At 65.7% G+C, this 16,091-nt stretch carries 7 protein-coding genes; 6 read left to right on the top strand and 1 reads right to left on the bottom strand.

The genetic code is table 11. The features are described from left to right. Positions 1-116: 116 nt before the first annotated feature. The 4 genes from LN450_RS14080 to LN450_RS14065 all read left to right on the top strand — a co-directional run bounded on the left by LN450_RS14080 (position 117) and on the right by LN450_RS14065 (position 8,582). The gene (locus tag LN450_RS14080) at positions 117-1,421 is read left to right on the top strand and encodes a DUF445 domain-containing protein (RefSeq protein ID WP_011347805.1); all 1,305 of its coding nucleotides are present in this window, start codon (positions 117-119) and stop codon (positions 1,419-1,421) included. Positions 1,422-1,564: 143 nt separating this feature from the next. Continuing rightward, the gene (locus LN450_RS14075; protein WP_011347806.1) at positions 1,565-5,659 is read left to right on the top strand and encodes a CHASE domain-containing hybrid sensor histidine kinase/response regulator; all 4,095 of its coding nucleotides are present in this window, start codon (positions 1,565-1,567) and stop codon (positions 5,657-5,659) included. A gap of 30 nt (positions 5,660-5,689) precedes the next feature. Further along, entirely contained in the window at positions 5,690-6,676 is a 987-nt protein-coding gene (locus LN450_RS14070; RefSeq protein ID WP_008571357.1) for an HD-GYP domain-containing protein, read from the top strand. Positions 6,677-7,154: 478 nt separating this feature from the next. Further along, positions 7,155-8,582 carry a DHA2 family efflux MFS transporter permease subunit gene (locus LN450_RS14065; protein ID WP_008571358.1) on the top strand — a complete coding sequence of 476 codons (1,428 nt, stop codon included), beginning with the start codon at positions 7,155-7,157 and terminating at the stop codon, positions 8,580-8,582. Positions 8,583-8,811: 229 nt separating this feature from the next. Here LN450_RS14065 and LN450_RS14060 read toward each other — a convergent pair whose 3' ends face one another. Further along, positions 8,812-13,821, bottom strand: a complete 5,010-nt coding sequence (locus LN450_RS14060; protein ID WP_039417157.1) for an NAD-glutamate dehydrogenase — start codon at positions 13,819-13,821, stop codon at positions 8,812-8,814. Between the two features lie 278 nt (positions 13,822-14,099). Between LN450_RS14060 and LN450_RS14055 the strand changes: the two genes are divergently transcribed. Together LN450_RS14055 and LN450_RS14050 are read left to right on the top strand one after the other, a co-directional pair. Next, on the top strand, positions 14,100-14,759 hold the full coding sequence (locus tag LN450_RS14055) for a TetR/AcrR family transcriptional regulator (protein WP_008571360.1): 660 nt from the start codon (positions 14,100-14,102) through the stop codon (positions 14,757-14,759). Positions 14,760-14,773: 14 nt separating this feature from the next. Then, positions 14,774-16,081: an efflux RND transporter periplasmic adaptor subunit gene (locus tag LN450_RS14050; RefSeq protein ID WP_011347808.1), complete on the top strand. Its 1,308-nt coding sequence runs from the start codon at positions 14,774-14,776 to the stop codon at positions 16,079-16,081. Positions 16,082-16,091 lie beyond the last annotated feature (10 nt).

Genomic DNA, 16,091 nt, shown 5'->3' with positions numbered 1-16,091 from the left:
CCCAACCCAGGCGCAGCTGGAGCACAAGGCACGCAAGACGCGGCCACAACCTGCGCGCGCGATGGCGCCACCCGCCGTGGACATGCCCTGGTCAAACGACTGGATACACTTCACCGATGGAACCCAGTCTCAGCACTCCCCGTCCGATCGATCCTCGTCGTGCCCAGTTGCAGCGCATGAAGCTGTTGGCGGTGGCCTTGTTGCTGGCGATGTTCGCCGGCTTCGTCATCAGCCACCTGATGGGCGAACACGGCATCTGGGCCTGGGTGTCGGCCTTCTGCGAAGCGGCCACGGTGGGCGCATTGGCCGACTGGTTCGCGGTGGTGGCGCTGTTCCGCCACCCGATGGGCCTGCCGATCCCGCACACCGCCATCCTGCCGCGCGGCAAGGAACGGCTGGCCGACGGGTTGGCAGTGTTCGTGCGCGACCAGTTCCTCGCCCCGGATGCGTTGATGGAAAAACTGCGGGTATTCGATCCCGCCAGCCGGCTGGGCGATTGGCTGGCCAAACCAGAGCAGGCACGCATGCTGGCGCAGATGACGCGCGGCTGGATGCTGCAGGCGCTGGAACTGCTCGACGAGGCAGCCGTCCGCCGCGCGATTCAAGGCTTCGTGGTCGACCGCCTGCGCAAATGGAACGCCGCCGCCACCATCGGCGATGTGATGGCCCTGCTCACCACCGACGGCCGCCACCAGAAGCTGCTGGATGAAGTGCTGCTGCGGCTGGGCGAATGGCTGGACCAGGAGCAGGTCAAGACGCGCGCGTCTGCATTGATCGTGCGTTACGCGCGCCGCGAATGGCCCAAGCTGGTCGGCACCGTGAATTGGGTCAAGCCGATCGAAGAGATCGGCGACAGCCTGGCCGACCGCATGGCGCGTGCGGCGATCGAAGAACTGCAGGACATCCTCAAAACGCCCGAGCATCCAATCAGGCTCGACTACGAAGCGTGGCTGCAGGGCTACATCACGCGCTTGCGCGACGAGCCGGAGATGGCCGTGCGCGTGGAAGAACTCAAGCAACGCGCCATCGAACACCCGGCACTGCAGGACTACGTGCAAGGGTTATGGGGCGAAATTCGCGACGCACTGCGCAATGACCTGGCGCGCGAACAATCGTCGATGGCCGCGCATGTGGAGCGTTCCATGCAATCGCTCGGCCGGGCCTTGTCGCAGGATCCCTCGCTGCGTGAAGCGCTCAATCAACATATGTTGCAGGCCGCCGACAAACTCACCGCGCGCTTGCGCACATCGGTCACCGACCATATTGCGTCGACGATGAAAAGTTGGGACGAACGTCACCTCGTCGAACAATTGGAATTGGGGGTGGGACGCGATCTGCAATACATTCGGTTCAATGGAACGTTGGTCGGTGGACTGATCGGACTGATTCTTCACGCGTTGTCGATCTGGCTGTCGTTTTGATGCGGGAACGTCGATCGCCCATCCGAAAATGACGTGCAGGCTTGGGGGACTGCACACAGCCGCCGGATATCGGGCGGCACCACGAGGTCGACGCAGGTCGGCCAGCACTCTGGGCACGTAACAGGCAAGGCGAAGGAACGAACATGCCGAAGGGCCGCTGGGATTTGCGCAGGACATACGGGCGTCGCGCATTCTTTGGTGCACTGCTGATTCTGAGCGCCGGCCTGGTTGCCGCCATCGTCACCGGCGTGTGGCTGCAACGGCAGAACGAGCTCGAGCGCCAGCAACGCTTCGACTACGTAGTGCGTACGCTGGCGCGCAACATCAGCGAGCGCATGTCCACCTTCGAGCATGGCTTGCGCGGCGCACGCGGTGCGGTGATCGGCGCGGGCAGCGACATCATCAGTCGAGAACGCTTCACCTTGTATAGCCGCTCGCGGGATTATCCGCGCGAGTTTCCCGGGGTGCTGGGTTACGGCTACATCCATCGGGTCGCCCCGGCCGACGAAGCCGCGTTTCTGCAGGCCGCGCGTGCCGACGGCGCGCCGGACATCCATCGCCGGCCGTTGGCGCCATGGGATGGCGAGCGTTACATGGTGCTGTATTTCGAGCCGGAATCCTCGGGCAACCGCCCGCTCGGCATCGATATCGCCTCCGAGCCGCGCCGGCGTGCCGCCGCCCTGCAGGCTGCACGCAGCGGCGAGCCGGTCATGACCTCGCCGATCTCGCTCTCCGGTTACCGCGTTCCCAGCGAAAGCGGCTTTCTGGTGCTGCTGGCGGTCTATCGGGAAGGCATGCCGTTGCAGACCCCGCAACAGCGCATGCTCGCCACCAGCGGCTGGGTGTATGCGCCTTTCAGCGTCGAGCAGATGGTGCGAAGCGCATTGGGTGAGCGCGACGACGTGGCGCTGGATCTGTCCGACCGCAATGAGCCCACCCACAATTTCTATCGCAGCGGCACGCCAGCCAGCGACAGCGCGCTGCGTCCGCCGGTGGTGCGGCTGTTGCCGATCTACGGCCGCACCTGGGTCATCACCGCCCACCCAACCGCCGGCTTCGTCGCATCGCTCAACCAGAGTTCGCCCTGGTTGATCGGCGGGCTGGTGATGGCCGCCGCGGTCCTGTTTGCCGCCCTGCTGGTGCTGTATTTCAGCAATGGGCTGCGCCGCGAGGAAGTGCTGCGCAAGCAGATGGAACTGGCCGCGCTGGTCAGCCATTCCAGCGAAGCCATCGTTGCCGAAACCCCGGATGGCCGTATCACGCACTGGAATCCGGCCGCCGAGGCGATGTTCGGTTACACGGCCGACGAGGCGATCGATCAGGACCTGACCATGCTGCTGTCGCCGCAGCCGTATGCGATGCCTGAGGTCGACCATGCCGACGCGGCACTGGCGGGCAACGCATCGGCGGCGCAGACCATGCGCCATCGCGACGGGCATCAGGTGCATGTGCTGGCCAGCAAGGCGCCGATCATCGAAAGCGAAGGCACGCTCAGCGGCCATTCGCATTTCTTCCGCGACATCTCCGACCGCGTGCGCTCGCATCAACGCATCATCGACCTCAATGCCTCGCTCGAACACCAGGTCGCCGAACGCACCAGCGAGCTGGTGAAGTTCTCGGTGCTGCAACGCGCGATCCTGGCACACGCCGGCTACGCCATCATCGCCATCGATTCCAGCGGCTTCGTCACGCTGTTCAATCCGGCCGCCGAAAAACTGTTGGGCTACAGCGCGGCAGAAGTGATCGGACGACGCAAGGCCAGCCAGTTCGTCGAGCCCGAGGAACTGCAGGAGCGCGCGCACATGCTGGCCGAACAGACCGGTACGCCGGTGGCGCATACGCTGGAGGCGATCGCCGCACTCACCAGCCTGGGTCGCAGCGACACCAGCGAGTGGACCTACGTGAGCCATGACGGGCGCCGCCTGCCGGTGCTGCTGACCTTGAGCACCCTGCGCGACGACCACGACCAGGTGATCGGCTATCTCGGCGTGGCGGTGGATCTCACCGAGCAGAAGCTGCACGAAAAACAGCTGCGCCTGGCGATGGATGCGGCCAAGAGCGCCAACCAGTCCAAATCCGATTTTCTGGCCAACATGAGCCACGAAATCCGCACGCCGATGAACGCCATCCTGGGCATGCTGTACCTGCTTCAGCGCAGCGAACTGCCCGGCGCCGCGCAGGACATGGTCGCCAAGATCGATCGTTCCGCGCGCACGTTGCTGGAGATCATCAACGACATCCTGGACTTTTCCAAGATCGAGGCCGGGCGTATCGACCTGGAATGCGCGCCGTTCGATCTGAACCAGCTGTTCGATAACATCGCCGACCTGATGCGCTCCTCGCTCAGCGCCAAACCGGTGGAAATGATCGTCGAACCCCTGCCACGCGACAGCCGTTGGCTGCTGGGCGATGCGCTGCGCATCAACCAGGTGTTGGTCAACCTGGTCGGCAATGCGATCAAGTTCACCGAACAGGGCGAAGTGGTGCTGTCGGTACGCCGCTTCCCCAGCGGCGACCCCAACAAGTTCAAGCTGCTGTTTTCGGTCCGCGACACGGGCATCGGTATTTCCAAGGAAAAGCAGAGCGTGATCTTCTCGCCGTTCCTGCAGGCCGACACGTCCACCAGTCGGCGTTACGGCGGCAGCGGCCTGGGTTTGACCATTAGCCGGCGCCTGGTCGAATTGATGGGCGGCGAACTGGAAGTGGAAAGCGTGCCCGGCCGCGGCAGCGAATTCTATTTTGTGGTGACGCTGGAAAAATCCGCGCCACCGCAGGCACAGCGCGAGTTGCCGGCCTTGCCGCCGGAAGCGATGCCGCGCGTGCTGATCGCCGACGACCACGATGCAGCGCTCAACAACCTGGTGCGCATCGCCACCGAACTTGGCTGGCGCGTGGATGCGGTGGCCAGCGGACAGGCCGCACTGCAGGCCATCGAACACGCTGCAGAGCCCTACGATATTTTCCTGCTCGACTGGCGCATGCCCGATATCGACGGGGTGGCCATCGCGCGCGAGATTCGTGCACGCGCCACGCCCGGCCCGCATCCGGTCATCGTGATGGTCACCGCCTACGAGCGCCGCCTGCTGGAGCAGCATCCCGAGCAGCAGGATCTGGATGCGGTGATGACCAAGCCGGTGACCGGCGCGGCCCTGCACCGGCTGGTCGAACAACTGCTCGAGCAACGCCCGGGTACCCGCCCTGCCACGCCGACATTCGTTGCGCGACGTCTGGAGGGCGCCCACCTGCTGCTGGTCGACGACAGCGACATCAATTGCGAAGTCGCCCAGCGCATTCTGGAGGGCGAAGGCGCCATGGTCACCGTCGCCCACGATGGCGAACAGGCAGTGAGTACGCTCAAACGCGCGCCCAACCTGTTCCACCTGGTGCTGATGGATGTGCAGATGCCGGTGGTGGACGGTTACGAGGCCACGCGCCGGTTACGCCAGATCCCGGCCCTGGCCAGCCTGCCGGTGATCGCGCTGACCGCCGGCGCGTTCCGCCCGCAGCAGGAAAAAGCGCTGGAAGCAGGCATGAACGGCTTTATCGCCAAGCCATTCAACGTCGAAGAACTGGTCACCGCCATTCGTCATTTCCTGCAGCCGGGCACACGGCGCATTCCATCGCTTCCGCACGAGGCGCAGGCGCACGTCGGTCCCGAATGGGAATACAGCGACCCGGAACTGCTGGACGCTGCACGCGCGCGCAGCCTGTGGCGCGAGCGCGAACCCTATGCGCGCTATCTGATCAAGCTGCTGCGCGACAGCCCGGACCCGGCTGAGGTAGCCGCCGAGCATCTGCGTCGCAACGAACTGCCGGCCATCGGCGCGATGGCGCACAAGCTGCGCGGCGCAGCCGGCTCGCTCGCGCTGCCGGCCCTGGCCGGTGCAGCCGGCGACCTGGAGACGCGTATCGAGGAAGGACACGACATCACCGCATCGCTGATTGCGTTGAAAGACGTCATGCAGCGCACCGCCGACGCGATCCGGGCATTTTTGCAGCATGGCGACAGCGACGTTGCCGCCGACGAGGAGGGCGTTGCGTTGGATGCAGACAGCGTGCAGATCCTGACATCGGCCTTTGCCAGCGACGATGCCGACCAGATCGACCATGCGCTGTTGATCTGTGCGCCACGCTTGCCGCGCGCACTGCAGGAAGCCCTGCAACGCGCGGTCGAAGATTTCGACTTCCGCCGCGCCGAAGCCACGTTGCGCGAGTGGCAGGCCACCCACCCGCACTGATCGCTCCCCGAGCGTCTGGCAAGGATCACCATGCCGTCCCGCCCCCTGCTCTGTGTCGACGACGAGTCCAGCAACCTGGCCACCCTGCGCCAGCTGCTGCGCGATGACTTCGCGCTGGTATTCGCCAAATCCGGCGGCGAAGCCCTGGATGCGGTCAGCCGCCACGCCCCAAAGCTGATCCTGCTGGATGTCGAATTGCCCGACATGGACGGCTATGCGGTGGCGCGCGCGCTCAAGCAGCAGCCGTCCAGCAACGCCATCCCCATCCTGTTCGTGACCTCGCGCAACAGCGAACACGACGAACGCCTCGGGCTGGAAGCGGGCGCGGCCGATTACGTCAGCAAGCCCTACTCGCCTGCGCTGCTCAAGGCACGCATCGGTACCCAGTTGAAGCTGGCCGAAAACGCACGCCTTGCCCAGCAATACCGCGAGGCGATCCATCTGCTCGGCACCGCCGGCCAGGGCCAGGACGCCGACACCGGCGCGCATATCTGGCGCATGGCGGTGTATGCGCGTGTCCTGGCCGAGGCGGTGGGCTGGTCGCCGCAGCAGGCGCAGACTCTGCAGGACGCTGCCCCGTTGCACGACGCCGGCAAGATCGCAGTGCCAGGCAGCATCCTGCAAAAGCCCGATTCGCTGGACGAACACGAACGCTCGGTGGTGCGCCAGCACCCGCAAGCCGGCCATGACCTGTTGCGCCACGGCCGCGGTCCGGTGTTTCAGTTGGCAGCGGAAATCGCGCTGCATCATCACGAATGCTGGGACGGCAGCGGGTATCCGCAAGGCTTGTCGGGCGAGGCGATTCCCGAATCGGCACGCATCGTGGCGGTGGCCGACGTCTTCGATGCGCTCTGCGGACGACGCGCCTACAAGGCGCCCTGGACGGTGGAAGACGCCCTGCGCAAGCTCGACAGCATGGCAGGCAAGCAACTGGAACCGCGCCTGGTGCAGCATTTCCACGACGCGTTGCCGCAGATTCTGCAGATCAAGGACGCTTGGGACAGCCCTGCGGCCTAGCGCTGATTCGGGCAGGTCAGGCAACCGCCCATTCGCGATGTCAGGTGGGCTGTCTTTCGCCTTACCCTCACCCCAACCCCTCTCCCGCAGGAGAGGGGCGTTCCCCAGCCGCGATCACTGTCCGCGTGCCGCATCTTGATTCTTCTCCCTCTGGGAGAAGGTGGCGCGTCGCGCCGGATGGGGTGCGGGCAGCTCGGGGACAACCACCCCACGATGCATCACTTCGCGCATCCCACATCGCCATCGCGCGCTCACCTCACCGCCAGCCGCGTTAGCCGCCACGTTTTGCATCACGCCAACACCCGCCACCAAGACGCCGCGTCTGCATCCACAAGCACGCACTGTTACCCACGTGCGCTTGAACCCCGCCCCACACCAGCAGACAATACCTATGTTGCGCCGCACAACACCGTGCGACGCGGGCCGTTCCTGCTGTCGTCTGCGGCGCAGGCGGCGCGGCCCCGCAACCGAGAGTCCGATGTCCTCCAGCGTGTCCGAGGCAGGCGCTACGCCGCCGCGTTATCCCGATTACCGCATCATCTCGCTGATCCTGGCGTGCGCCATCTTCATGGAGCAGATGGATGCCACCGTGCTGGCCACCGCGCTGCCGACCCTGGCGCGCGATTTCGGCGTAGCGGCACCAGCCATGAGCATCGCGATGACAAGCTACCTGCTGGCGCTGGCGGTGCTGATCCCGGCAAGTGGCGCCATCGCCGACCGCTTCGGCCTGCGCCGCGTGTTCGGCGCCTCCATCTGGGTATTCGTCGGTGGCTCGATCCTGTGTTCGCTGGCCGACAGCTTGCCCACCATGGTCGCCGCACGTGTGTTGCAAGGTGCGGGCGGCGCCATGATGGCCCCGCTGGGCCGGCTGATCCTGCTGCGCACGGTGGAACGACGCCACCTGGTGTCGGCCATGGCCTGGACACTGGTGCCGGCCTTCATCGGCCCGATGCTCGGCCCCCCGCTGGGCGGTTTTTTCGTCTCGTACCTGGACTGGCGCTGGATCTTCTACATCAACGTGCCGATCGGTATTGCCGGTTTCCTGCTGGTGCGGCGTTTCATTCCGGAGATTCCCACCGAATCGACGCCGGCGCGTTTCGATCTGCGCGGCTTCGTGCTGTGCGGTACCGCACTGGGCTGCCTGCTGTTCGGCCTGGAAATGGTCAGCCAGCAAAACGGCATCGGCGAAGCCAGCTGGCTGCTGGCGATCGGCGGCAGCGCTGGGTTGGGCTATCTCTGGCACGCACGTCACCACCCCGCTCCGCTGCTGGACCTGAGCTTGTTGCGCATCGCCTCGTTCCGGTTGTCGGTGATCGGCGGCGCGCTAATGCGCATCACCCAGGGTGCGCAGCCGTTTCTGTTGCCCTTGCTGTTTCAGATCGGCTTCGGCATGAGCGCCGCGCACAGCGGCCGGTTGATCCTGGCCACCGCGCTCGGCGCACTGCTGATGCGCAGCATCACCCCGCAATTGCTGCGTCGCTTTGGCTATCGCAACAGTCTGATCGGCAACGGCGTACTCGCCAGCCTGGGCTATATGGTGTGCGCGTTCTTCCGCCCCGATTGGCCGCCGGCATTGATGTTCGGCCTGCTGCTGTGCTGCGGCGCCTTCATGTCGTTTCAATTTGCCGCCTACAACACCATCGCCTACGAGAACGTGCCGGCCGCGCGCATGAGCCGCGCCAGCAGCCTGTATACGACCTTGCAGCAACTCATGCTCTCGGTCGGCGTGTGTGCCGGCGCGATGATCCTCAACCTGGCGATGCTGGCCGGCGGCCACGCAACGCCGCATCAGAGCGATTTCTCGCTGGCCTTTTGCATCGTCAGCCTGATTTCGCTCAGCGCCACCTGGTGGCACGTACGCTTCGACAAGCACGCCGGGCAGGAAATGAGCGGGCATCGGGCGTAAGCCAGGCCCGCCTGCAGGGCGGCGTGTGTTGGCCCTGTGCTTGAGCCGCACGACATAGCGCCTGGACATCCAGCGGGGGCCGCACTCAGGGCACGTGGGCGTACGCCGTGCACCGTGCCCTGCACGCAAGAGGCCGCCCGGAGGCGGCCTCTGCATCGACTCAATCACGGCGCTGTCGCGACCACCACGATAGCGAAGCGCTCGCTCCGCCACCGCGGCATTAGGCCACTTACACCCCGTGCGCAGCCAATTGGCCCAACCGCTGCACTGCCACCGACACGGTCGGATAGTCCAGGGTCTTCTGCTCGGCGACGTCGGCGAGCATCGCCAGGGTGAAGCGCAGGCTGGAATCGTCGCGCGCCATCCAGTTGGCGACCTTGTCCTCGGCACTGCTGCCGGACATGGTCAGCACCTGGCCCACCAGCGCACGCTGATGCGCGGCTAGCTCGTCGCGCAACACGCCACGTGCCACGGCATGCCAGCGGCCGTTGACCTCCAGCGCGTCGATCTGTTCGAACAGCCACGGCAGCCGCAGCGCTTCGCCCAGGCGGAAATGCACCTTGGAAACGTCCACCGGCTTGAGCTTGCGGGTGCGTGCGGTTTCGATGATGTCGAAGGCCGGTTCCAGATAACGCAGCTCGGACAACTGCTGCGCCAGTGCCGGGGTCAGGCCCTTGTCCTGCCACTCCTGCACGCTGGCTTCGTACTGCGGGCGCTGTGCGTCCGACAGCACGCCCGACGCCACGCGGATGTCGTTGAACGGGCCGTGGTAACGCTCCACCGCGGCGGTGATGCCGGGCATCTGGCCGGGGCGCAGCAGCAACCAGCGCACGAACGAGCGTTGCAGGCGCCAGATCACTTCCAGCGCGTCGATCTGCACCGACTCGGGCACCTTGCCGTCCAGCGCATCGATCTGCGTCCACAGCGCGCGCGCATCCAGCGTTTCGCGGCTGATGGTGTAGGCCTTGGCAACCTCGCCGATGCTGCGGCCGGTGTCTTCCTGCATGCGCATCAGGAAGGTGGCGCCCATGCGATTGATGGTGGTGTTGGTGACCGCGGTGGCGATGATCTCGCGCTTGAGGCGGTGACGCTCCATCGCATCGGCGTACTTCTTCTGCAGCGGCTGCGGGAAGTAGCGCTGCAATTCCTTGGACAGGTACGGGTCTTCGGGAATGTCCGATTCCAGCAGCTGCTGGAACGCCACCAGCTTGGAGTACGACAACAACACCGACAGCTCCGGCCGGGTCAGGCCCTGGCCGCGCGCCTTGCGTGCCGACAGCTCGGCATCGGAGGGCAGGAACTCGATCTGCCGATCCAGCAGGCCCTGCAGTTCCAGCGTGCGGATGAAATGCTGCTTGGAGCCGAGCCGCTTGACGCTCATGCGCTCCATCAGGCTGATGGCCTGGTTCTGGCGGTAGTTGTCCCACAGCACCAGATCGGCCACTTCATCGGTCATCGACGCCAGCAGCTTGTTGCGCGCGTCATAGGTCAGCTTCTTGGCCTGCACCATGTCGTTGAGCAGGATCTTGATGTTGACCTCGTGATCGGAGGTGTCCACGCCGGCCGAGTTGTCGATGAAGTCGGTGTTGAGCAGCACGCCGGTCTGCGCCGCTTCGATACGCCCCAGCTGGGTCAGGCCCAGGTTGCCGCCCTCGCCCACCACCTTGCAGCGCAACTCGCCACCGTTGACGCGCAGGCCGTTGTTGGCGCGGTCGCCCACATCGGCGTGCGATTCGCTGGCCGCCTTGACGTAGGTGCCGATACCGCCGTTCCAGAACAGGTCCACCGGCGCCTTGAGGATGGCGTTCATCAGCTCGTTGGGCGAGAGCTGCTTGACGTTGGCGTCCAGGCCCAGCGCTTCGCGCACCGGTGCACTGATGTCGATGGATTTGAGCGTACGCGGATAGATGCCGCCACCGGCGCTGATCAGCTTGGCGTCGTAATCGGCCCAGCTGGAACGCGGCAACTTGAAGAGGCGATCGCGCTGGGCAAAGGAAACCGCCGCATCCGGGTTCGGGTCCAGGAAGATGTGGCGGTGATCGAACGCGGCCAGCAGGCGGATATGCCTTGAAAGCAGCATGCCGTTGCCGAACACGTCGCCGGACATGTCGCCGATACCGACCACGCTGAAGTCCTGGCTCTGGCAATCGCGGCCCATGGCGCGGAAGTGGCGCTTGACCGATTCCCACGCGCCGCGCGCAGTGATGCCCATGCCCTTGTGGTCGTAGCCAACCGAGCCGCCGGAGGCGAACGCGTCGCCCAGCCAGAAGCCGTGGTCCAGCGCCAGACCATTGGCGATGTCGGAGAACGTGGCGGTGCCCTTGTCGGCCGCGACCACCAGGTACGGGTCGTCCTGATCGTGACGCACCACCTGCGGCGGCGGTACGATCTTGCCGCCGACGATGTTGTCGGTGATGTCGAGCAGGCCCTGGATGAACAGCTTGTAGCAGGCGATGCCTTCTGCCTGGATGGCATCGCGGTCACCGCCCACCGGCGATCGCTTGACGTAGAAACCGCCCTTGGCACCGACCGGCACGATGACGGTGTTTTTCACCATCTGCGCCTTGACCAGGCCCAGCACTTCGGTGCGGAAATCCTCGCGCCGGTCAGACCAGCGCAGGCCGCCACGCGCCACCGCGCCGAAGCGCAGATGCACGCCTTCCACGCGCGGGCCGTAGACGAAAATTTCGCGATACGGACGCGGCTTGGGCAGGTCCGGCACGCGCGCCGAATCCAGCTTGAAGCTGATGCAGTGGGGGTGCTTGCCGTTCTTGTCGGTCTGGTAGTAATTGGTGCGCAAGGTCGCATCGATCACATCGATGAAGCTGCGCAGGATGCGGTCCTCGTCCAGGCTGGAGACGCGGTCCATCAGCTTCAGCAAGGTGGCGCGGGTGGCGTCCTGCTGCGCGTTGCGATCGCCGCCACGTGCTTCCAGCACGGCGTCCAGCGCCTTCAGCGTGGCCTCGTCGCCGCCTGCCAACGCAGACAGTTCTTCGCGCAGGCGTTCCTGGCCGGCGAAGATCTGCGCCTTGGTCTCGCTGCCGGTGGACGGATCGAAGCGTGCTTCGAACAATTCCACCAGCAGGCGCGCCAGCAACGGATAGCGGGTGAAGGTGGCTTCGACGTAGGCCTGCGAGAACGGCACCGCCGTCTGTAGCAGGTATTTGCAGTAGCCGCGCAGCAAGGCCACCTGGCGCCAGTGCAGGCCGGCCGCCAGGATCAGGCGATTGAAGCCGTCGTTTTCGGCATCGCCGTTCCAGATGCGCTCGAACGCTTCGCCGAAGCTGGCATCGGCGTGTGCGGCATTGATCTTGCCGGACGTCGATTCGACCTCGAAATCCTGGATATAGACCGGCGTTTCGCCGACCTGCAACCGATATGGCCGCTCGGAAATCACGCGCAGGCCCATGTTTTCCATCATCGGCATCGCATCGGACAGCGGAATGTCGTCGAGCTGGCGGTACAGCTTCAGGCGCAGGCCTTCGCCCGCGTCCAGACGCATGCCGTCGTCGCGACGGATTTCCTGCAGGCTCAGATGCAGATCGTCCGGGCCATCCAGCGAGGCGAGATGCTCGACGTCGGACACCGCCGATTCGATCGAGGAATCTTCGATATAGCCGGCCGGCAGTGCGCGACCGAAGTTGGCCGCCATGCGCAGGCCGTTGGCCTCGCCATGCCGCGCAACCAACGCCTCGCGCAGGGCATCGCGCCAGTTGCGCAGCAGGTGCGCCAGCCGCGATTCGAGTTCGGTGGTGTTGAACTCCAGCGCCTCGCCGCTCTTGGGGCGCACGATCAGGTGCAGCTGCGCCAGCGGCGATTCGCCCAGCACCACGCTGGAGTCGATGTATTCGCCGTGCAGCGCATCCTTCAACAAGGCTTCGATGCGCAGGCGCACATCGGTGTTGAAGCGTTCGCGCGGGATGTACACCAGCGCCGAGATGAAACGCCCGTACTTGTCGCGGCGCAGGAACAGGCGGCTACGCACGCGCTCCTGCAGCCCGAGAATGCCCATCGCGGTGCGGTACAGCTCTTCTTCGTTGGACTGGAACAGCTCCTCGCGCGGCAGCGTTTCCAGGATGTGGCGCAAGGCTTTGCCGCTATGGCTGCTCGGGGTCAGCCCCGACTTGCTCATCACGTATTCGTGGCGCTGACGCACCAGCGGAATTTCCCAGGGGCGGCGGTTGTAGGCGCTGGACGTGAACAGGCCCAGGAAGCGCTGCTCGCCGACGATGCGGCCCTTGGCGTCGAATTCCAGGATGCCGATGTAATCCATGTAACCGACCCGATGCACGCGCGAGCGTGCATTGGTCTTGGTCAGGATCAACGCATCCTTGAGCTTGGACGAGGCATTCAGGCCATGCGCGGCCAGCGTGGTCACCGGACGCGCCGGCGAGGTGTCGCGACCGCGCAGCAGGCCCAGGCCGGTCTCTTCCAGCGGTGCCAGCACATCCTGGCCACCCTGCTTTTCCACCCGATACTCGCGGTAGCCGAAGAAGGTGAAGTGGTCGGCCGCGGCCCAGCGCAGGAACTCCTGCGCCTCGTGCCGGTTGATGTCGTCGATCGGCAGGCGGCGGGTCGCCAGATCGTCGGCCAGCATGACCATGCGCTCGCGCATCGCCGACCAGTCCTGCACGATGGCGCGCACCTCGGCCAGCACCTTGCGCACGGCCGCTTCCAGCTTGGGCATTTCTTCCGGCGGCTGGCGGTCGATCTCCAGCACCATCAGCGATTCGCCCTTGCCCTCGCCCACTGCGGTGAGCTTGCCGGACTTGTCGCGCGCGATGCGCAGTACCGGGTGGCCCAGCACGTGCACGCCGATGCCCAGGTCGGCCAGGGTCATGCTGACCGAATCCACCAGGAACGGCATATCGTCGTTGACGATCTGCAGCAGGGTATGCGGCGACTCGTAGCCGTGGCTCTTCAAGGTCGGGTTGAAGACACGCACGTTGACCGTGCCGGCCTTGCGCGCGCGCGCGAACTCCAGCATGTCCGATGCCAGCGCCGCCCACTGCTCCGGCGGATGGTTCGGGAATTCGTCTTCCTCCATGCGCCGGTAGAAGTCGGCGGCGAACGCCTGGACTTCGGCCTGACGGGCGGCCGGGTAGCGCTTGCGCAACGCGGCAAACACCGGCTCGAGGGTAACCGCCTGCGGTTCGGTGGCAAGCACGGGGACGGCACGTTCGGCGACCGGTTTGACCGACGTCGTGGACGATTTCGAAGCGGCTTTCTTGGCTGTCATGAGTAGAGCTGGAATGCTCGGTGGAAAACCTGAATTGTACCGGTGCGCGGTGACGACGCCTTGCTGCATAGCGCAAATGTGCGGCCCACGATCGCCCCCGGCGGCATGCAAAAGCACGACATCCATGTAGCGACGAGAACGCAGCGGCGGGAAGGCGGGGCTGGACCGCCACAACCGGCAAAGTCCGGCCAAAGGCTTGGCACAGAAGGCGTTGTGCAGACAACGCTGCGGCCGTCAAGCCTGTTTAAAAACTAAACTGGACGGTATAGTCTACCGCCATGATCCCTCGTTCCCACCGTGCTGCCCGGCGTTCGGACTGCGACCGCCGCATCCATGCGGCAGTGCATGCGCTGCTTGCCGAGCGTGGCATGCGGCTGAGCATGGACGCGGTGGCCGAGCGGGCCGGCTGTTCCAAGCAGACCCTGTACAGCTACTACGGCTGCAAGGAAAACCTGCTGCGCGACGTGCTGCAGGACCACGTGCACCTGGCGGCCGGGCCGCTAGGCACGGTCTCGGGCGATCTCCGCGCAGATCTGCTGGCCTTCGCGCTGGCCCATCTTGACCGTTTGAACAACCCCGATGTGCTACAGACCTGCCGTCTGGTGGAGGCCGAGTCGCACCGGTTTCCCGACCAGTCGCAGCAGATCTTCCACGACGGCGTGGTCGGCATGCAGCAGCGCCTGGCGCATCGCTTCGAACAGGCGATCGACGCCGGCCAACTGCGGCATGACGATCCGCACTTCATGGCCGAACTGCTGCTGAGCATGATCGTCGGGCTGGATTTCGACCGCCAACGGTTTCAAGTCCCCCATCGCGCCGGCCTTCCCGCCAGGCAGCAATGGGCGCAGTTCGCCGTGGACACCTTCCTGCGTGCGTTTGCTCCGGCTCCTGCCGCGCCGACGTCGCCACCACCTTCGCTTCTCACTTCAAGACCCTAACGGAGTTCCCCCTGATGATTGCCCCGCTCCGCACATTCGGCCTGGCCTGTGCCATCACCGTGGCGCTGGCTGCCTGCAGCAAGCCCGAACAACAGCAGGCACCGCCGCCGCCGGAAGTCTCGGTGCTGGAGATGAAGCCGCAGACGCTGCCGCTGGAACGCGACCTGGTCGGCCGCCTGTCGGCGTACCGTTCGGCGGACGTGCGCGCGCGCGTGGACGGCGTGGTGCTCAAGCGCCTGTACACCGAAGGCGCCAACGTCAAAGAGGGCCAGCCGCTGTTCCAGATCGACCCCTCGCAGCTGAAGGCCACGCTGCTGCAGGCGCAGGGCCAGCTGGCCGCCGCCGAAGCGACCTATACCAACGCCAAGATCGCCGCGACGCGTGCACGCAGCCTGGCGCCGCAGCAGTACGTCTCGCGCGCCGACATCGACACCGCCGAAGCCAACGAGCGTTCGTCCGGGGCCAACGTGCAGCAGGCGCGCGGCGCGGTCGAAGCTGCGCGCATCCAGCTCGGCTTCGCCACCGTGACCTCGCCGATCACCGGGCGCGCCGGCATTCAGCGCGTGACCGAAGGCGCACTGGTCGGTGCCGGTGAAGCCACCCTGCTCACCACCGTGGACCAGATCGACCCGCTGTACGTGAACTTCGCCATGAGCAGCGAAGAACTGGCCGCCCTGCGTCAGGCGCAGAGCAGCGGCAACGTGCAGCTGAGCGGCGACGGCAAGTCGTCCATCAACGTGGAGCTGGGCAACGGCACGCAGTACCAGCACCCCGGCACGCTGGACGTGTCTGCGGTGACGGTGGACCCGAGCACCGGTGCGGTGTCGCTGCGCGCCACCCTGCCCAACCCCGAACAATCGCTGCTGCCAGGCGCGTTCGTGACCTTCAAGGCCAGCCTGGGCCAGCGCAACAATGCCTACCTGCTGCCGCAGCAGGCGGTGCAGCGCGATGCCACCGGACCCTACGCCCTGGTGCTGGGCAAGGACGGCAAGGTGGTCCGCAAGAACCTGACCGTCGACGGCCAGCAGAAGGGCCAGTGGATCGTCACCGGCGGCATGACCCCGGGCGATCAGGTCATCGTCGATGGCGTGCAGAAGGCCAAGGAAGGGCAGCCGGCCAAGGGCGTGCCGTGGGATCCGAACAAGCCGGCACAAGGCGGCCAGCCCGGCGCAGCGGGCGCGGCGCCCGGCGCGGCACAGGGCGGCGACGCGAAAGCCGCACCGTCCGCCGACAAGGCCGATGCAGCGGCGCCGGCCGCCCAGCAACAGCCCACGCAGGATGCGGCCGCGCAGCCGGCCGACTCCCAGTCCAAGCAGCAGTGACGGAACCCGG

Source organism: Xanthomonas euvesicatoria pv. euvesicatoria, from assembly GCF_020880415.1.
In the GTDB taxonomy this organism is placed as follows: Bacteria; Pseudomonadota; Gammaproteobacteria; order Xanthomonadales; family Xanthomonadaceae; genus Xanthomonas; species Xanthomonas euvesicatoria.
Note: the sequence above shows the minus strand (reverse complement) of the source record. Positions and strands in the feature narration are given on the sequence as shown.